General features: G+C 65.4%; 15 protein-coding genes. 7 read left to right on the top strand and 8 right to left on the bottom strand.

From position 1 onward, the window contains the following. Positions 1-8 precede the first annotated feature (8 nt). The 6 genes from AC3IQ7_RS25925 (at position 9) to AC3IQ7_RS25950 (ending at position 5505) form a co-directional block, all read left to right on the top strand. The gene (locus AC3IQ7_RS25925) at positions 9-929 is read left to right on the top strand and encodes an AraC family transcriptional regulator (protein WP_099376569.1); all 921 of its coding nucleotides are present in this window, start codon (positions 9-11) and stop codon (positions 927-929) included. Between the two features lie 118 nt (positions 930-1047). After that, positions 1048-1602, top strand: a complete 555-nt coding sequence (locus AC3IQ7_RS25930) for a carboxymuconolactone decarboxylase family protein (protein WP_099376568.1) — start codon at positions 1048-1050, stop codon at positions 1600-1602. Position 1603: 1 nt separating this feature from the next. Further along, positions 1604-2686 (top strand): acyl-CoA dehydrogenase family protein, encoded by a 1083-nt coding sequence (locus tag AC3IQ7_RS25935; RefSeq protein ID WP_099376567.1) that lies wholly within the window; start codon positions 1604-1606, stop codon positions 2684-2686. Further along, a complete protein-coding gene (locus AC3IQ7_RS25940; RefSeq protein ID WP_099376566.1) occupies positions 2683-3477 on the top strand; it encodes an ABC transporter ATP-binding protein in 795 nt (264 codons plus the stop codon). The genes AC3IQ7_RS25935 and AC3IQ7_RS25940 overlap by 4 nt, the downstream gene beginning before the upstream one ends. Before the next feature lie 16 nt (positions 3478-3493). After that, positions 3494-4738: an ABC transporter substrate-binding protein gene (locus AC3IQ7_RS25945; RefSeq protein ID WP_099376565.1), complete on the top strand. Its 1245-nt coding sequence runs from the start codon at positions 3494-3496 to the stop codon at positions 4736-4738. 2 nt (positions 4739-4740) lie between these two features. Continuing rightward, positions 4741-5505: an ABC transporter permease gene (locus tag AC3IQ7_RS25950; RefSeq protein ID WP_034780216.1), complete on the top strand. Its 765-nt coding sequence runs from the start codon at positions 4741-4743 to the stop codon at positions 5503-5505. Between the two features lies 1 nt (position 5506). Here the strand turns inward: AC3IQ7_RS25950 and AC3IQ7_RS25955 are convergent, their stop codons facing one another. From AC3IQ7_RS25955 to AC3IQ7_RS25980, 6 genes are all read right to left on the bottom strand, one after another. After that, positions 5507-6253 carry a lysophospholipid acyltransferase family protein gene (locus AC3IQ7_RS25955; RefSeq protein WP_489207701.1) on the bottom strand — a complete coding sequence of 249 codons (747 nt, stop codon included), beginning with the start codon at positions 6251-6253 and terminating at the stop codon, positions 5507-5509. Between the two features lie 87 nt (positions 6254-6340). Beyond that, a complete protein-coding gene (locus AC3IQ7_RS25960; protein ID WP_099376563.1) occupies positions 6341-7642 on the bottom strand; it encodes a dihydroorotase in 1302 nt (433 codons plus the stop codon). 24 nt (positions 7643-7666) lie between these two features. Further along, positions 7667-8632 carry an aspartate carbamoyltransferase catalytic subunit gene (locus tag AC3IQ7_RS25965; RefSeq protein ID WP_034746695.1) on the bottom strand — a complete coding sequence of 322 codons (966 nt, stop codon included), beginning with the start codon at positions 8630-8632 and terminating at the stop codon, positions 7667-7669. After that, positions 8625-9149: a bifunctional pyr operon transcriptional regulator/uracil phosphoribosyltransferase PyrR gene (gene pyrR / locus AC3IQ7_RS25970; protein ID WP_489207702.1), complete on the bottom strand. Its 525-nt coding sequence runs from the start codon at positions 9147-9149 to the stop codon at positions 8625-8627. The genes AC3IQ7_RS25965 and pyrR overlap by 8 nt, the downstream gene beginning before the upstream one ends. 38 nt (positions 9150-9187) lie before the next feature. Beyond that, positions 9188-9586: a Holliday junction resolvase RuvX gene (gene ruvX, locus AC3IQ7_RS25975; protein WP_223278885.1), complete on the bottom strand. Its 399-nt coding sequence runs from the start codon at positions 9584-9586 to the stop codon at positions 9188-9190. Further along, entirely contained in the window at positions 9583-10185 is a 603-nt protein-coding gene (locus tag AC3IQ7_RS25980; protein WP_034746689.1) for a YqgE/AlgH family protein, read from the bottom strand. Before AC3IQ7_RS25980 ends, ruvX begins: the two co-directional genes overlap by 4 nt. 386 nt (positions 10186-10571) lie before the next feature. Between AC3IQ7_RS25980 and AC3IQ7_RS25985 the strand changes: the two genes are divergently transcribed. Next, positions 10572-12035, top strand: a complete 1464-nt coding sequence (locus AC3IQ7_RS25985) for a cryptochrome/photolyase family protein (RefSeq protein ID WP_099376561.1) — start codon at positions 10572-10574, stop codon at positions 12033-12035. Here the strand turns inward: AC3IQ7_RS25985 and AC3IQ7_RS25990 are convergent. Together AC3IQ7_RS25990 and AC3IQ7_RS25995 are read right to left on the bottom strand one after the other, a co-directional pair. Further along, positions 12028-12657, bottom strand: coding sequence for a hypothetical protein (locus AC3IQ7_RS25990; RefSeq protein WP_489207703.1), 630 nt, complete (start codon positions 12655-12657; stop codon positions 12028-12030). The two genes, AC3IQ7_RS25985 and AC3IQ7_RS25990, sit on opposite strands and share 8 nt — an antisense overlap. A gap of 29 nt (positions 12658-12686) precedes the next feature. Then, positions 12687-18008, bottom strand: a complete 5322-nt coding sequence (locus AC3IQ7_RS25995; RefSeq protein WP_489207704.1) for a hybrid sensor histidine kinase/response regulator — start codon at positions 18006-18008, stop codon at positions 12687-12689. Between the last annotated feature and the right edge of the window lie 26 nt (positions 18009-18034).

Raw genomic sequence — 18034 nt, forward strand, 5'->3', positions numbered from 1 at the left:
GCTATCCCATGCATCCTGATACCGACAGACTGGCGCGCTGGCTGCTCGGCAGCCTGGAACTCGACACCGCCGTCCTGCATGTGGGCCAGTACTGCGGCCGCTGGCGCGCTTCCACGGCGGGCCGGGAACTGGGCAGCTTTCACCTGGTGCTCGATGGCCACTGCTATTTGCACCTCGATGGGGCGGCGCCGATTGCGCTCGGCCCGCGCGATGGCGTCTTCCTGCTGCGCGACTTGCCGCACTTCCTCAGCCCCCACAGCGACCCGCTGCAGGCGGTGAGCGCGCAAGCGATGCTGCCGCTGCAAGCGTCCACGGACCAGCCGGCGACGGCGCTGGCCTGTGGCTTCTTTCAATTTCGCGGCGCCCTCTCCGCGTTGATCGTCGACTCCTTCCCGCCGTACCTGCTGATACGCGGCGACGCGCCCGCCTTCAGCGCCGCTGCCGCCCTGTTCGACCTGATCCTGGCGGAAGCGGGCGGCGATCCGGAGCAGCCGTCACCCCTCATCGCGCGCCTGGTCGAACTGCTGTTCTTTTACCTGATCCGCCATGTGGCGCAGGGCGAGCAGGTGGCGGCCGGCTTGCTGTCGCTGCTGCACCAGCCCGCGTTTTCGCCGCTGCTCGAACGCATGCTCGACGCGCCCGCCGACGACTGGTCGATCGAGAACATGGCCAAGGCCGCGTGCATGTCGCGCGCCAGCTTCTGCAAGCATTTTGCCAGCGCCAGCGGCCACTCGCCGGCCCAGTTCCTGCTCCTGCTGCGCATGAAGATCGCCGCGCGGCGCCTGCACGATGGCGTCTCCGTCGAACGCGCGGCCGAACTGGTGGGCTACCGCTCGCACGCCGCCTTTACGCGCGCCTTCAAACGGGTCACGGGCGAGCAGCCGGGCGCCTACCGGCGCGACCAGCGCCAGCGCCAACTGGCCAGCTGAAATCAAGGATCACGCAATCGCAGACGAACGAGCACAAAAGGACGACGCTGACGTCTGTTGCGTGCACGGCATGGCCGATATAATGGCCGGGTGACTTACCAACTTAGCAAGGTACCCCATGTCCCGTCTGACGCTGCACACTCTCGATACCGCCCCGGCCGATAGCCGCCCCTTCGTGGAAAAGGCCATCGCCAACAATGGCTTCCTGCCCAACCTGATCGGCGTGCTGGCCAATGCCCCGCTGGCCCTGGAAACCTATCTGACCGTCTCCGGCATCAATGCGCGCGCCAGCCTGACGTTAATGGAACGCGAAGTGGTGCAAATCACGGCCGCGCGCATCCATGGCTGCGATTTCTGCATCGCCGGCCATAGCGCCATCTCGCTGAAAAAAGCGGGCCAGACGCCGGACACGGTGCGCGCCCTGCAGCACGGCCAGCCGACGAACGACGCCAAGCTCGACGCCGTCGCCGCCTTCGCCACGGCCGTCATCGCCACGCGCGGCGCCGTCAGCGACGCCGAGTATCAAACCTTCCTGGCCGCCGGCTACAACGAACAGCAGGCGCTGGAAGTCGTGCTGGGCATCAGCCTGGCGACCCTGTGCAATTTCTCCAACAGCCTGGCCGGCACGCCCGTCAATCCGCAATTGACGCCCTACCTGCCTGGCGCCGTCTGACATGGGCCAACTCAATCACTGGCTGCACATGCATGCCGACCAGCTCGACCAATCGTCGGAACTGGCTGAAACCGTCCTGCCGGCACTCGCTGGCGACCAGCTGCTGGCCATCGGCGTGCCGCAGGAACACGGCGGCGCGGGCGGCGACGTGCGCGACGCCATCGACGCCATCGCCAAAGTCGCCGAGCAATCGGTAACGGCGGCCTTTGTTTTCTGGGGCCAGCGCTGCTTCATCGAATTCCTGCTGCAAAGCGGGAACCGCGCGCTGGCCGAGCGCCGCTTGCCAGGCCTGCTGGCAGGCACGCAGGCAGGCGCCAGCGGCCTGTCGAACGCCATGAAATTCTTGTCCGGCATCGAACAGCTGCAAATCACGGGCGCGCGCCATGATGACGGCTTGCTCGTCGACGGCGGCCTGGCCTGGGTGACGAACTTGCGCAAGGCGGGCTTCGTCGCGGCCGCCGCCGTGGCGCCGGACGACGGCGCGCCACCCGTCATCGTCGCCTTCGACAGCGGCACGGCAGGCGTCAAGCGCAGCGACGACCTGGACCTGATCGCCCTGCGCGGCAGCAATACGGCTTCCGTCAAGCTGGCGCAGGTGCACATCCCCGCCGCGGACATCATCAGCGACAACGCGCCGGCCTGGCTGCCGCAGGTACGCCCCTCGTTCCTCGGCATGCAGTGCGGCCTGTCGATCGGCCTGGCGCGCGCCAGCCTGGCCAAAGCGGCGCAAATTTCCGCCGGCTCGCGCAACCAGCTCACGCCGCGCATCGAAGCGCTGCAAGCGACCCTGGAAAGTGCCGTCGCGACCCTGCTGGCCGGCGTGCACGATGGCCGCTTCCAGACGCAGGCACCAGCCATGTTCCGCCTGCGCATACAACTGGCGGACGTGCTGCAGCAGGCGCTGATGCTGGAACTGCAAGCGATGGGTGGGCGCGCCTACCTGAACGCCGAGCAGCAGGGCTTTGCCCGCCGCTGGCGCGAATCGTCGTTCATCCCCATCGTCACCCCCAGCCTGACGCAATTGCAGGCGGCCTTGCAGCTGTTCGACAGCCAGCAGGCGGCCAAGGCGGGAGCATCGGCATGAGCGTTGCTGATTGGGCCTTGCAGGCGCAGGATCTGAGCTATGCCTATGCGGGCAACGCGCCCGTGTTCCAGCACGTCTCGCTGGGCGTGCGCAAGCGCGAAATCGTCTGCCTGCTGGGCGGCAGCGGCTGCGGCAAATCGAGCCTGCTGCGCGTGCTGGCCGGCTTGCAGCAGCCGTCGACGGGCGAGATCCAGTTCCTCGACGCTCCCATGCGCGAACCGGACCCGCGCAGCGCCCTCGTGTTCCAGCAAGCGAGCCTCCTGCCCTGGCTGAACGTCACGGGCAACGCCGGCTTCGGCCTGGATTTCAAACACCAGCCGCAGCTCACGCGCGCAGCGCACGAGGCGCGCGTGGCGCAAGCCATCGAAGCGGTGGGCTTGAAGGGCCGCGAAAAACTGTACCCATCCGCCCTGTCGGGCGGCATGGCGCAGCGCGTGGCCCTGGCCCGCGCGCTGGCGCGCGAACCGGAACTGCTGTTCGCCGACGAACCGTTTTCCGCCCTCGACGCCATCACGCGCGCCGAGATGCAATCCTTGCTGGTCGACGTGGTGCACCGCTGGCATACGGCCGTGCTGCTCGTCACGCACGATATCGATGAAGCCATCCTCGTGGCCGACCGCATCTTGCTGATGGGCGGCAAGCCGGGCAACATCGTGCGCGAATGGCCCGTCGCCATCGACCAGCCACGCATCGGCCACAGCGCCGAAGTGATCGCCCTCAAGATGGACATCCTCGACGCCCTGCAGGCGCTGCAAAAGCAGGATCAAACGCCTGCCTTCGCCCCCCTATAACCAATCGGAGCACTTCATGTCCTTCCCAGAAAATAACAACCCCCTGCACATCTGCGCCTCGTCCGATTGCGACTGCGGCCTGACGCGGCGCGACTTCCTGCGCATGTCGGCCCTGGCCACGGCCAGCGTCGCCTCGCCCCTGCTGTTCGCCGGCGACGCCATGGCCCAGCAAGGCCCGAAAGGCGACGACCAGCCCGTGAAAATCGGCTATCTGCCGATCACCGACGCCACCCCGCTGCTCGTCGCCCACGCGCGCAAGCTGTTCGAAGCGGAAGGCTTGCAGGCGGAAACGCCACGGCTGTTCCGCAGCTGGGCACAGATCATCGAAGCGTTCGTCGCCGGCCAGGTCAACGTCATCCACCTGCTGTCGCCCGCCACCTTGTGGGTGCGCTACGGCGCCAAGTTCCCCGCGAAAGTCGTCGCCTGGAACCACGTCAACGGCTCCGCGCTGACGGTGGCCAACGAGATCAACAAGGTCTCCGACCTGGGCGGACGCACGGTCGCGATTCCCTTCTGGTACTCGATCCACAATATCCTGCTGCAGCAGATTCTGTCCTCGAACGGCTTGACCCCGGTCACGCGCGCGCGCAACGCGGCCATCAAGCCGAATGAAGTCAACCTGATCGTGCTGGCGCCGGCCGAAATGGTCTCGGCCCTGGCCAGCAAGTCGATTGCCGGCTACATCGTGGCCGAGCCGTTCAATGCGGCGGCGGAAAACGCCGGCATCGGCAAGATCCTGCGCTTCTCGGGCGACGTGTGGAAAAACCATGCGTGCTGCGTCACGTTCCTGTCCGAGCGCGACATCAACACGCGTCCGGAATGGGCACAGAAAGTCACCAATGCCATCGTCAAGGCGCAGCTGTGGACGCGCTCGAACCAGGTCGATACGGCCAAGCTGCTGTCGAACGTGGGCGAGCACCGCTACACGCCGCATCCACTGCAGGTGCTGACCAAGGTGCTGGCCACCACCGATTACGCCGGCTATGAAAAGCAGGGCCTGATCGTGCACAAGAACTGGCAGCAGCGCCGCATCGACTTCCAGCCGTATCCATTTGCTTCGTACACGGAAGAACTGGTGCGCGCCATCGGCCGCACCAAGGTCGAGGGCGACACGCGCTTCCTGGCCAACCTCGATCCGAAGTTCGCCGCGCGCGACCTGGTCGATGACCGCTTCGTGCGCAAGGCCATCACGGCAGTCGGCGGCCCGGCCGCATTCGGCTTGCCGGCCAACCTGCTGCGCAGCGAAACCGTGGCGGTCTGACGATGGCAAGCAAGTTGTTCACGAAGTTCGGCCTGCCCCTGGTGGGGCTGGCCTGTGCCTTGCTATTGTGGTCCATGGGCGTGACGGCGCTGGAGAAATCCACGCCCATCGCCACCGCCTTTGCGCCGCTGCCTACGGCGCTGGCGTTCCAGGAGATGGTCGGCGGCTCGGATATCTGGCTGCACGTGGTATTGAGCCTGCAGCGGGTGGCGGTCGGCCTGGGACTGGCGATCGTCATCGGCGTACCGCTGGGCGTGCTGGTGGCCATGTCGAAAAGCTTTTCCGGCGCGGCCATGCCGCTGTTCCAGCTGCTGCGCATGATTTCGCCGCTGTCGTGGATGCCGATCGCCGTGATGGTGCTCGGTGTCGGCGACGCGCCCGTGTACTTCCTGCTGGCGTTTGCGGCCGTCTGGCCGATTTTGCTCAATACGGCGGCCGGCGTGGCGCGGCTCGATCCGAACTGGCTGCTGCTGGCCCGCAGCCTGTCGGCCACGCGCAGCGAAATCGTCTTCAAGGTGATTTTGCCGGGCATCACGGCCGATATCCTGACGGGCGTGCGCCTGGCCATCGGCATCATCTGGATCGTGCTGGTGCCGGCGGAAATGCTGGGCGTGTCAGCGGGCCTCGGCTACTTCATCCTCGACACGCGCGACCGGCTCGCGTATTCGGAACTGATGGCCGCCATCGTGCTGATCGGCATACTCGGTTTCATCCTCGACTACCTGGCCCGCGCCGCGCATGCGCGCTGGCTGCATGTGAAGAATTAAGCTACCTTCTCCAGCGGCAGCGCAGCGCAGCGGCGATAGTCGCCTGCGTTGCCGCTGCCAGTTCGCGGCGGTGCGCATCGAGCGTCGCCACCGGCGCCAGACAGGTCAGGCGCGCCGTGATGGGCGGGCCGCTCAGGATCGCCACCATGCTTTGCGCAAAGCTCATGTCGCCGATGAAGTCGACGGCGTGGTGCAAGGCCCCCTTGTCATCCACATACACGAGCGCGAACGGCTGCACCGGCACTTGCGCGTCGATGGCCGCCTCAAACAGGTTGGCGTGAAACGGCAGGATCTGTCCTTGCGCGGCGGTCGTGCCTTCGGGGAAGAACGCGATGCGTTCGCCCGCCGTCAACTTATCCACCAGGCCCTGGAAAATCAGGCGCAAATCGCGCTTGCTGCCGCGCGAAATGAAGATGGTGCCGGCGCGTCCCGCCAGCCAGCCCAGGATCGGCCAGGCACGGATTTCCGCCTTGGCGACGAAACGGCAGGGGTGGACGGCGTTGATGACGAAAATATCGAGCCACGAAACGTGGTTCGCCACCACCATCGCATGGTCGAGCGCCGGCACGCTGTCTGCCGGCTGCGCCACGTGCACGCCGCAGATGTCGAGCAGCTGTGTCGACCAGCGGCGGATGCGCCGGTTGCGCCCCTCCAGGTCAAGCCAGGGAAAGAGCACGGCGCTCTTGGCCATGCCGCAGCCCAGGTGAATGGCGATGCGCGCGAGGCGGTAGGTAAGCAGAAGTTTCAAATCACACCAACAAATAAACCAGAACCGAAATCCGGGAGCAGACAAGGGGTGCCGGGGCAGCGTGCCCCCGGTCCATGGATCTGATTTTTAACGCTGAAACGCCACCTGTCCGGCAACGATGGTCGCCTTGACGATGCCGCTCAACTCATAGCCGAGGAAAGGCGTGTGCTTGCCCTGGCTGGCCAGCGATGCCGACGACACGGTCCAGCGCGCGGCGGCATCGAAGACGCAGATGTCAGCCGCTTCACCCACGGCCAGGCTGCCGGCCGGGATGCCGGCGACACGGGCCGCGTCGGACGTAACCTTGGCCACGGCGCGTGCCAGCGGACGGGCGCCAGCTTGCGGCTGCGCCAGCGCATAGTCGTCGGCCCATTTCAGGGCCAGCGACAGCAGCAGTTCCAGGCCCGTGGCACCGGGCGACGCTTCGCCGAACGGCAGCAGTTTTTCATCGTCGTCGACGGGCGTGTGATCCGAGCACATGGCGTCCACCGTGCCATCAAACAGGCCGGCTCGGATCGCATCGCGGTCGCGCTGGCTGCGGAATGGCGGCGTGACGCGCGCATTCGGGTCGAAGAAGCCGATATCGGCATCCGTCAGGTGCACATGGTGCACGCCCACGTCGCAGGTGACGGGCAAGCCTTCGGCCTTGGCCGCGCGGATCAGTTCCAGGCCCGCCGCCGACGAGATGCGGCACAGGTGCACGCGCGCGCGGCTGGCGCGCATTAATTCGAAAATCGTGTGCAGCGCGATGGTTTCGGACATCACGGGCACGCCGGACAGGCCCAGGCGCGAGGCCAGCGGGCCGCTATGGGCGATGCCGCCGCGGCCGATGTGCGGGTCTTGCGGGCGCAGCCAGACGGTGTAGCCGAAGGTGTTCGCGTACTGCATGGCGCGCAGCAGCACGGTGGTGTCTTCGATCGGCTCTTCCGCCTGCGCAAAGCCGATGCAGCCCGCTTCCGTCAGTTCGGCCATCTCCGTCAGCGACTTGCCTTTCAAGCCCATGGTCAGTGCGCCCAGCGGGTGCACGTGGGCCTTGTTCTGCGTCTTGGCGCGGTACTTCAGCATTTCCACCAGGCCCGGCTCATCCAACACGGGGTCCGTATCGGGCGGGCAGACCAGGCTCGTGACGCCGCCTTGCAGCGCCGCCTGCAATTCCGATTCCAGGGTCGCCTTGTATTCGTAACCCGGCTCGCGCAGGCGCGCGGACAGGTCGACCAGGCCGGGGGAAACCACCAGGCCGGCCGCGTCAAACGTGGTGTCGGCCTTGAAGCCGGCCGGGGCGCTGCCCACGGCCAGCACCTTGCCATCGGCGATAAACAGGTCTTGCAAGCCATCGATGCCGTTGGCAGGGTCGATCAGGTGGCCGTTCTTGATATGTAGTGTCGTCATGCTCGCTTACTCGTCCTTGGGCTATCAGCCCTGATTACCAGCCAAAATACTCATCACCGCCATGCGCACGGCGATACCGAAGGTCACCTGCGGCAGGATCACCGCCTGCGGACCGTCGGCCACAGCCGAATCGATCTCCACGCCGCGGTTCATCGGGCCCGGATGCATGACGATGGCGTCCGGTTTCGCCAGCGCCAGGCGCTCGGGCGTCAAGCCGTAGCTCTTGAAATATTCCTGCGCCGACGGCAGCAGCGCGCCGCTCATGCGTTCATTCTGCAGGCGCAGCATGATGATCACGTCCACACCCTTGAGGCCTTCATCCATGTTCGTGAAGGTGCGCACGCCCATCTGCTCCAGGCCACCCGGCAGCAGGGTGTGCGGGCCGATGGCGCGCACTTCCGGCACGCCCAGGGTGGTCAGCGCGTGGATGTCGGAACGGGCAACGCGGCTGTGCAGGATGTCGCCCACGATGGCCACCGTCAGGTTGGTGAAATCCTTCTTGTAGTGGCGGATCGTGTACATGTCGAGCAAGCCCTGGGTCGGGTGCGCATGGCGACCGTCGCCCGCGTTGACCACGTGGACATGCGGCTGCTTGGTGTCGATCAGGTGCTTGGCAATCAGGTAGGGCGCGCCCGACTGCGCGTGGCGCACGACGAACATGTCGGCATGCATGGCCGACAGGTTGTCGATGGTGTCGAGCAGGGACTCTCCCTTGCTGGCCGACGAGGCCTGGATGTTCAGGTTGATGACGTCGGCCGACAGCCTTTTTGACGCGATTTCGAAGGTGGTGCGGGTGCGCGTGGAGTTTTCAAAGAACAGGTTGAAAACGCTCTTGCCGCGCATCAGCGGGACCTTTTTCACATCGCGGTCGGAGATACCGACGAACGAGGAAGCGGTATCGAGGATGTGGTTGACGATAGACTTCGGCAAGCCTTCAATCGTCAGCAGGTGTTGCAGTTCGCCGTGTTTATTCAGTTGCGGATTAAGCATGGTGGGTATCTATGGTGAGCGTGAATTTTCCATCGTCGGCTTGCTTCAGGACCAGGGCCTGGCCCGCCGGCACGGCAGTGAAGGCGGCCACGAAATCGGCGGCTACCGGCAACTGCCGTTCGCCGCGGTCGACCAGGGCGGCCAGCATGATCTTGGCCGGGCGGCCATAGTCGAACAATTCATTGATGGCCGCGCGCGTGGTGCGGCCCGTGTACAGCACGTCGTCGACCAGCAGGATGGTGGCGCCGGCCACGTCAAAGCTGATTTGCGTCGGCTTGACGTCCGCATGCAGGCCTTTCTGGGCGAAGTCGTCGCGGTAGAACGAGACATCGAGCACGCCCAGGCGGCCCGGCAGGTTCAGGTCGCGCGCGAGGCGTTCCGCCAGCCAGGCGCCGCCCGAATGGATGCCAACGATGGCCACGTTGGGGATGCCCGCCAGGCCGCTCTGCACCTGTTGCAGCAAGACCGCGTACAGGGCCTCGGCGTCGAGTTGGGAAGGATTCGTAGGATGCGGCATAGAGTTCTTGATCATTCAGGAATGGGTCTAAGGTCGGATTAATAATTCGCGTCGAAATACTGTTGCAGGATGATGGCGGCGGCGCGGTCGTCGATGACTTCACCGCGCTTGGCGGCGATGACGGCCGAGGAATAGCGCTCGTCGACCAGTTCCACGGGCAGGTTGAAGCGGCCGTGCACCTGGTTGGCGAAACGGCGGCAGCGCGCGCTCATCTCGTGTTCGGTGCCATCGGGATGGCTGGGCAAGCCCACCACGATGCGGCTCGCGCCCCACTCCTTGATCAGGCTATCGATGGCGGCAAACTTCGGTTCGTTCGCCGTGGCCGTGATCACGCTGAGCGGCTTGGCCTGGCAAATCATGGTATTGCCGATGGCCACGCCGATGCGTTTCAAGCCGAAATCGAAGGCGAGGATGGTGTCGATGGCGTCTCCGCTCATGCGTGGCCAGCCTCGCTCGCCAGCATGAGGGGATCGATGCCGAGCAACTTGATGGCCGCCACGTAGCGCTGCTCGATGGGGAAATCGAACAGGATGTCGGCCGAGGCGCCTACCGTCAGCCAGCCATTGCGGCCGATTTCGTCTTCCAGCTGGCCCGGACTCCAGCCCGAATAGCCGATCGAGACCAGCATGCGCTCGGGACCATCGCCCTTGGCGACGGCTTCAAGCACGTCGATCGAGGTGGTAAACGCCACTTCATCGGTCACCGTCAGCGACGAGGAGTAGCGCGCGCCCGGCGTATGCAGCACGAAGCCGCGGTCGTCCTGTACGGGGCCGCCGAACATGATCGGTTCGTTGATGATGGGCGTGTCGCTGCCGGCCGCCAGTTTCAGGTCGATGCGGTCGAACAGCACTTCCATGGTCATGTCGGTGGGTTTGTTGATGACGACACCCAGGACGCCGTTTTCATTATGTTCACACACGTACACGACCGTGCCGCCGAAGATCGGATCTTGCATGGCCGGCATCGCAATCAGGAAATGGTTGGCCAGATTCAGGGTGGAGGAACCGGTCGCGGCCGGCTCTCCCACACCCTGCATCAGACGATGTCCTGGTAGAGTCTGGTCGATTTTACTCTTTTTCATACGCGATGCTCTCTCTGTGGGCTTGCTGGCAAGTCTCGCTTACCCCGCTATCGTACGACTGGCGCATCCTGCCGCGAACGTTGGGCGGCGAGAACCGTGTTGCCAGGCGCTATTCTTGTTATGTTATAAATTAATGATCCATTCGCTTTGCCTGCAGGCGCATTTCCATGCCAATTGTAAAATTGATTGCAAAATCGCTGTCGCACATAAAGCACCATGAACATACCCGGTAGTTTACACTGAATTGCCGCCGCAGCGACGCCAAAGGCGCGACGCGAGCGGCCATAAAGCCCAGTTGGCGGCAAAAAATGGCCTATCTTTGACCCTGAACACGCGAAATAATGACAATCAAGACTTCCCTGGTGTGGTTCCGGCGCGATCTGCGCGCGTTTGACCATGCTGCACTGCATCACGCCCTGCGCCAGAGCCAGGCCGTGCATTGCGTCTTCGTCTACGACACGGCCATCCTGGCCGCCCTGCCGCGCCGCGACCGGCGCGTCGACTTCATCCATGCCAGCGTGGCCGAGCTGGCCGCCGAGCTGCGCCAGCTCGGTGGCGACCTGATCGTGCTGCACGCGGACGCGGCCGAGGCCATCCCGCGCCTGGCCGCCGAATTGAACGCCGACGCCGTCTTTGCCAACCACGACTACGAGCCGCAAGCGATCGCGCGCGACGCCACGGTAGCCGCCGCGCTCACGCGCGACGCGCGCCTGTGGTTCAGCTTCAAGGACCAGGTGATCTTTGAAAAGGACGAGGTGCTGACGCTTTCCGCCAAGCCGTATACCGTCTACACGCCGTATAAAAATGCCTGGCTGAAGAAAATGCGCGCCGAACCCGGTTGCCTGGCGCCGTTCGCTATCGAGCCGCATGCGGCCAGCCTGGCACCGCCGCGCGCCGGCACGCCAGCGCCGTTGCCTACCTTGGGCGAACTGGGTTTCGAGGCCAGCAACCTGGCCGAACTGGCCATTCCCACCGGCATGTCGGGCGCCAGTCAGCTGTTCGAGGATTTTCTGCCGCGCGTGGCCCGCTATGACGTGGCGCGCGATTTCCCCGCCCTGAAGGGACCGTCGTATCTGTCCATGCATCTGCGCTTCGGCACCGTGTCGCTGCGCTACCTGGTGCGCACCATCGTCGACCTGATGGACCGGGGCGGCGGCGGCGATGGCGCGCCCGTGTGGCTGGCGGAACTGATCTGGCGCGATTTTTACGCCATGATTTTGTACCAGAACCCGCATGTGGAAGGCGGCGCCTTCAAACCCGCCTACGACGCCATCGCATGGGAAACGGGACCCGAGGCCGATGCCGCGTTTGCCGCCTGGTGCGAGGGGCGTACCGGCTATCCGCTGGTGGACGCGGCGATGGCGCAGCTGAACCAGACGGGCTATATGCACAATCGCCTGCGCATGGTCACAGCCTGCTTTTTGATCAAGGATCTGGGCATCGACTGGCGCCGCGGTGAAGCGTATTTCGCGCTGCACCTGAATGACTTCGACCTGGCCTCGAACAACGGCGGCTGGCAATGGGCTTCGTCGTCCGGCTGCGATGCGCAACCCTACTTCCGCATCTTCAACCCCATCACGCAGTCGGAAAAATTCGATGCCAGCGGGCGCTTCATCCGCCGCTACCTGCCGCAACTGAAGGCGCTGGGCGACAAGGAAATCCACGCCCCCTGGCTGGTGCCGCGCATGCTGCTCGAACAAAAAAACATCGTGCTGGGGCGCGATTATCCGGAACCGCTGGTGCAGCACGACGAGGCGCGCAAGGAGACCCTGGAGCGCTATGCAGTGGTCAAAGTGGTCACGTAAGGCCGCCGGCTTCCTGTGTGGTGAACGGCGTCCACACCGACCGCCAGGCGCCGTGCGGAAGTTTCGCCTGCATGGAAAGGGACAGTCCGCCCGTTCCCAACGGTTCACCTGGCTGCCATTGCTGGTTTTCTAAACTCAGTGCCCGCGCCCTTCCCACGTCGATATTGATCATTTCCCTGGTGTCATAGCCGACTTCCAATATGGGGTGCAACACCTTGCCCATGCCTGAAAAATACAGGGTATCGACATGGACATCGGGCTTATCAAAACGTTCATGCTGCCTCGTCGCGGCGGATTTGAACCCCTTGCCCATGGCGATGCCGATGGTGGCCGGACCATCGCACCCCAGCAGCGCGGCGAGTGCCCAATAGTCATGATCGGCAGTGAGCAGCCTGGTCAGGCAGCGTTCTATCCATGCCGGCTCATCGGCCCTGAACGCATTCCAGTAGGGCTTCAGCGAGTTCTGCAGGTAGCCCACTTCGTGCAGCGCCCCGACAAGGTTGATTTGCCTGTCCATGGAGTCAATATCCTGCACCAGATGGGCTGCGGCCGCGGCGACCGCATGCTCGCCTTTGGCCATGGCTTTGTCTTCGAGTTTTTTCAGTTTGGCGTGAAGGCTCATAGTTTTCCTGGTTTGGCGATGCACACCTGTTATGGTTGCCGAGGTGTTTCGGCACCAGCCTCCGTTTGCAAGCGCTGCACTTCCGCCAGCAATTCCTCTTCCTGGAACGGCTTGCCGAAATACGCATTCACGCCCAGTTCCAGCGCATGCTGGCGGTGCTTGTCGGCGCTGCGCGAGGTGATCATGATGACGGGGATGGCGCGCGTCTTGTCGTCGCTGCGCACATTGCGCGTCAAATCAAAACCATCCATGCGCGGCATTTCCACGTCGACCAGCAGCAGGGCCGGCATGGCAGCCGGTTCCAGCGCATGCAGCTGTTCCAGCGCATCGACGCCATCCTTGGCCAGCAGCACCTGGTAGCCTTCGCGCTCGAACAGGCGCTGCATCACACGGCGCACCGTCAGCGAATCGTCGACCACCATCACCCGCACGGCAGGCACGGCCAGCGCGCTGGAAGCGGCATGCTGCTCGCTGCTGGCCAGCGCATACTGCGACAGCAGTTCCGGATGATGCTCGAGGTGCTGCGCCAGCGCCACCGGGTTCAGGATCAGCACGATGTCGCCCGTGCCCAGTACCGTGGCGCCGGCGATGCCGGGCATGCGCGCCAGCTGCGGACCCACGTGCTTGACCACGACTTCGCGGTTGCCCACCACGTCATCGACCTGCAAGGCCAGCCTGTCATTGCCATTTCGCAGCAGGAGCACGGGAGCATAGCGCTGCGTGGCCTGCGCCGACGGCGTCTCGCCCAGCATGGCCGACAGGTGGTGCAGCGCCAGCGACTGCCCGTGCGACTCGATGCGCCCGGCCGCCCGCACCTGCTCCAGCTGTTCGCCTTTCAGGTGCAGCACCTGCTCCACCAGCACCGATGGCAAGGCATACGTCTTGCCGCTGGCCGCCAGCAGCACCACCTGGGTGACGGCCAAGGTCAGCGGCAGGTGGATGGTGAAGCGCATGCCCAGGCCGGCCTGCGTCAGCGTTTCCACGCGCCCGCCCAGGGCCAGCGCTTCGGAGCGCACGATGTCCATGCCAAAACCGCGCCCGGCCAATTCCGTCAGGCTGTCGGCGGTGGAAAAGCCAGGCGTGAAAATCAGCTCGGCCGCCTGTGCATCGGTCAATGGTGCATCCGTCGCCACCAGACCGGCGCCGTGCGCCTTGGCGCGGATGCGTTCCAGGTCCAGCCCTGCGCCATCATCGGAAAAGGCGATCGCCACTTCATTGCCCTGCTGGCTGACCTGCACCAGCAGTTCGCCCGTCTCGCTCTTGCCGGCGGCCAGGCGCGCGTCGCGCGGCTCGACGCCGTGCACGATGGCGTTGCGCAGCAGGTGCTCGAATGGCGCCGCCATGCGTTCCAGTACGCTGCGGTCGATTTCCACGCCACCGCCGCGGATGTCGAGGTTGACGCGCTTGTCGACTTCCTTGGCGCTTTGCCGCGCCACGCGGAACAGCCGTTCAGCGATGCTGGCAAACGGCACCATGCGGATCTGCATCAGGTCGCGCTGCAGCTCGCGCGTCAGCCGCGCCTGCAGCACCAGGTCGTCCGTCACCGCGTCGACGCTGTGGCTGAGGTTTTCATGGAACGAGGCCACGTCGTTGACGCTTTCGGCCATCATGCGCGTCAGTTCCTGCAGGCGCGTAAAACGGTCGAATTCGAGCGGATCGAAATCGCGCTCGCTGCCGACGGCCATGCGCGAGGCGATCTGCGATTCGGCCTGCATTTCCACTTCGCGCAGCTGGCGCCGCAAGCGCGCCAGGTTGTCGGAAAACTCGGACAGCGAAGCGCCCAGCACGCCCACTTCATTTTCCATTTTAGAGCGCGTGATCGACACTTCGCCGGCCTGGTTCACCAGGCGGTCGAGGATATCGGCGCGCACACGCACCAGTGCCGCCTTCGGTTCGGCGGCCGGCGTGTCTTCCATGCCCGGCAAGGGCAGCAAGGGTTGCTGCAGCTGTTCGAACAGGTGCAGCGCATGGTCGTAATGGGCCAGCAATTCCTCGAAGGCCTGCGGCGTGGCGGTGCCCGCGTGCAGCATGTTTTCGATATGCGTCTCGATTTCATGCGCATGCTGGCCCAGGCGCATGGCGCCGGCCATGCGCGCGCTGCCCTTGACCGTATGCAGGGTGCGCAACAGCATCTGCGCCTGGCCGCTGTCGTGCGGCTGCTGCTGCCAGCTGCGCAGCGCCTCGCCGATCTGCGGCAGCAGGTCGGCCCCCTCTTCCAGGAAGACGGACAACAAATCGAGGTCGAGTTCATCGCTGATGCCGGCGCTGGCCGCCAGCAGCGCGGCCGCATCGGCCGGCATGATGGCGGGCGCCGGCGCTTCCGGCGCCGCATGCTCCAACGGCGGCGCGTGTTCGAAACCGGCGTCGAACAGGTCGTCGCTTACGCCGCTATCCTGCACCGGCGCCGGCACAGGTACTTCGGCAGCAGCAGGCTGCAGCGCGTCGGCGACGATGCTTGCATATGTCGATTCGAACAGGGTCTCGAGCTGCGGCACAGGAACCTCGGCCACCACGTCGGGTAGCGCTTCCGCAGGCTGCGCCGGCGCGCCGACGATGCTGGCGTAAGCTTCCGCAAACAGGGCGTCGAGCCGCTCTTCCTGGCTCTCGCCGGGCGGCGCCGTCAGGGCGCGCCACAGAGTGTTGAGCGCTTCGATCATGTCCGGCTGCGTGGGCGCCAGGTCGCCCAGCGCGAACGCCTGCAGCATTTGCCCGATGCGCTGCGTGGCCTGTTCCAGCACGTCGTGCTGCTCGGCGCGCAGGCCGGCCAGCGGAGGCACCACCGTTTCAATCACCGTTTCCAGCGCGTGCGCCAGGTCGCGCAGGGACTGGAAGCCGACCGTGCCCGACGTCCCCGCCAGGGTATGCACGGCTTGCAGCGCTTCCGCGCTGACGGCACGCTGTTCATGGCGCCATTCGCCGAAGTCGCGCGTGAGCACGCGCAGCAATTCATCCGTCTCGGCCAGGTAGATGTTGTACAAGGGAAGGCTGATGCGCAGTTCGCCCACGTGCTTGAGGTGATCGTCCGGCGCTTCGTGGAGCGCGGGTGCCGTGGCCAAGGGAAGTCCGATCACATTGCCATTGCTGGCCACGGGTGCGGCCGATGCCGAGCGAGGCTTGCGCAGTTCGAACGGTCCGCCTTCGCGCACGCGCTCGGCCGCCGCCAGCAGCATGCCGGCTTCACGCTCGCGTCCTGCGCCGCCTTCCAGTTCCGCCAACCATTCACTGAGCTGGTACCAACCGTAATTGAGCAGGGTAAACAGATCGTCGCTGACGGGGCGCGCCTCGGCCAGCCATGTATTCATGACGCGCTCGATGGCGCCGGCCGCTTCGGCAAACTGCGCCAGGCCGATCATGCGGCTGCTGCCTTTCAGGGTATGGAACGAACGGCGCAGCATGGCCAGGTGGTCGCCGCTGGCGGCTTGCTCGCGCGGCAGGGCCAGGGTGGTGTCGATAAAGGCCAGCACTTCGCGCGCTTCGGCCATGAAAATGTCGAGCATCTCCGCATCGACATCGGTCGCGGCCGACGCGGTATCCATGCCGGCCGGCGCGGCGGGCGCCAGGGCCTGGTCGAGCAAGGGCACGGGCACGGCGCCGGCGGCGGCGACTTTTTCAAATGGCAGGGCGCGGAAGGTGCCGGCGGCGGCATCGAAATGGAAACGCCCGCTGGCCGCCTGCGCGTTGCGGCCCAGCATATCGACAAAAAAGCCCAGTGCGCTGACATTTTGCGCGATCTCGTCGAGCGCCCCGGCGCGCGCATCCGCATTGGCTTCCGCCTTGGCGTCGCCACCGGCCAGCTGCCGCACGGCCGCATCGACGTGCAGCACGGCGGCGCGCGCGTCTTCCTGTCCCAACCCGGCCAGCTGCTGCTGCAACTGTTCCAGGACGGGCGCGACGCGGTCGAGGGTTCCCGTCCCCGTCCCCGCTGCATCCGCGTAATACGCGTTGAGCACCTTTTCCACCTGGCGCAGGCCCGTCTTCATTTCCTCGGCCAGCGTGGCCACCGTCTGGCCCTGTTCGATCTGACGCGACAGCTCCCCCGCCGTGACGGGCGGCGGCGCTTCGCCAGCCAGCAGCGCCTGCAGGCGCGCGGCGATGGTTTCCGCATTGCCGGCGAAATCGTCTGGCAGGCGGCGCAGCTGCTCCAGGCCCGTGTCGGCAAACAGCAGCGCCATGCCGATTTCATTTTCCAGGGCCGCACTGCGTCCGCTGGCCACGGCTTGCCGCGCCACGGCCGCGCATTCGCACAGCAGGCTGGCCAGGGCCGGCTGTTTCAGGGACTCCACATGTGTCGCCACCTGTTGCAGCGACGCTTCAAACTCCGTACCCAGGGCAGGATCGAGGTCGGCTTGCGCCAGGCGATTCCAGCAGGCGCGCGCCTGCGCCAGGGCCGTGCGGGCGCCTTGCAAGGCATCCTGGTCGACCTGGCCGTAGCGCCGCGTTTCCACGTCGGCGGGCACCTGCCCCTCCAGCACGAAAGCGGCACGCAGCTGGCGCGCCTCAGATGTGGGCTCGTGTGCCGCAGCGATGAAAAACAGGGCGTCGCGCAGCATCGCTTCGGGCAGGCTGGCCGTGCCCTGCGCCAGGCGGCGCAATTGCAGGTTGATCAGGCCGAACAACTGTTTGACGTTAAGCGTGCCCATGCCTTCGCCGCTGGCCTCCAGCCCGGAAAACGCCTGCATGGCGAACCAGAAGGTGCGCGCAGGCGCTTCCTGCTGCGCATCGGCCACCAGGGTCAAGGTGGCGTGCAAGTCGCCCGCATGCTGGCGCCGCGTTGCGTCATCCTGCGCCTTCAGGAAGGGCAACAAAGACTTTTCGAAGCGCCCGCGCCAGGCCGGATAGTCAGCCGCCGGCGGCGCGTCGGCCAGCGCGATGGCATGCCCTTCCAGCGTCGACGCGGGCGGGAAAAACAGGTCGGCCGGGTGGATACGCCCGGCGCCCAGCATGGTTTGCAGATCGCGGTAATAGGGAAACAAACGCGTCGGCTGCGGCGGCGTGCCGGCCACCAGGTCTTCCAGGTATTCGGTCAGGGCCTGATACAGTTCGGCGACAACTTGCGCATGGTCCAGCGTGTATTCGAGGCTGCCGTCGCGAAAACGCGCCAGCGCCTGTTCCGCGCCGTCCGTCAGCAAGCTGGCGCCGGCCACGTCCACCATCACCAGTGCGCCATGCGCCTGGTGCAGATGCGAGCGCGCATGCTGCAGGGCCGTGGCGCGTTCCTCGCGCTCGCGGCCACCCGCCTCGAACAGGGCTGTTTTCGAGCGGCCCAGCGCTTCGCGGATTTCCACCATCACCCACGACAAAGGTTCGCTGTCGAACGGCTTGGACTGCTGTGGACTATCTGGTGTGCTCATGCATGCCTCGGTAAGGAAATCGCCTG

This window comes from Janthinobacterium sp. GL_088 (assembly GCF_057837845.1).

Bases quoted from the DNA above. Each gene is read 5' to 3' on its own strand.
- ruvX (WP_223278885.1), bottom strand. From the start codon at position 9,586: ATGAGCGGAGACGCCATCGACACCATCCTCGCCTTCGATTTCGGCTTG.
- AC3IQ7_RS25995 (WP_489207704.1), bottom strand. From the start codon at position 18,008: ATGAGCACACCAGATAGTCCACAGCAGTCCAAGCCGTTCGACAGCGAA.
- AC3IQ7_RS25980 (WP_034746689.1), bottom strand. From the start codon at position 10,185: ATGCAGGGTGTGGGAGAGCCGGCCGCGACCGGTTCCTCCACCCTGAAT.
- AC3IQ7_RS25950 (WP_034780216.1), top strand. From the start codon at position 4,741: ATGGCAAGCAAGTTGTTCACGAAGTTCGGCCTGCCCCTGGTGGGGCTG.
- AC3IQ7_RS25990 (WP_489207703.1), bottom strand. From the start codon at position 12,657: ATGAGCCTTCACGCCAAACTGAAAAAACTCGAAGACAAAGCCATGGCC.
- AC3IQ7_RS25945 (WP_099376565.1), top strand. From the start codon at position 3,494: ATGTCCTTCCCAGAAAATAACAACCCCCTGCACATCTGCGCCTCGTCC.
- pyrR (WP_489207702.1), bottom strand. From the start codon at position 9,149: ATGCCGCATCCTACGAATCCTTCCCAACTCGACGCCGAGGCCCTGTAC.
- AC3IQ7_RS25935 (WP_099376567.1), top strand. From the start codon at position 1,604: ATGGGCCAACTCAATCACTGGCTGCACATGCATGCCGACCAGCTCGAC.
- AC3IQ7_RS25925 (WP_099376569.1), top strand. From the start codon at position 9: ATGCATCCTGATACCGACAGACTGGCGCGCTGGCTGCTCGGCAGCCTG.
- AC3IQ7_RS25965 (WP_034746695.1), bottom strand. From the start codon at position 8,632: ATGCTTAATCCGCAACTGAATAAACACGGCGAACTGCAACACCTGCTG.
- AC3IQ7_RS25940 (WP_099376566.1), top strand. From the start codon at position 2,683: ATGAGCGTTGCTGATTGGGCCTTGCAGGCGCAGGATCTGAGCTATGCC.
- AC3IQ7_RS25985 (WP_099376561.1), top strand. From the start codon at position 10,572: ATGACAATCAAGACTTCCCTGGTGTGGTTCCGGCGCGATCTGCGCGCG.
- AC3IQ7_RS25960 (WP_099376563.1), bottom strand. From the start codon at position 7,642: ATGACGACACTACATATCAAGAACGGCCACCTGATCGACCCTGCCAAC.
- AC3IQ7_RS25930 (WP_099376568.1), top strand. From the start codon at position 1,048: ATGTCCCGTCTGACGCTGCACACTCTCGATACCGCCCCGGCCGATAGC.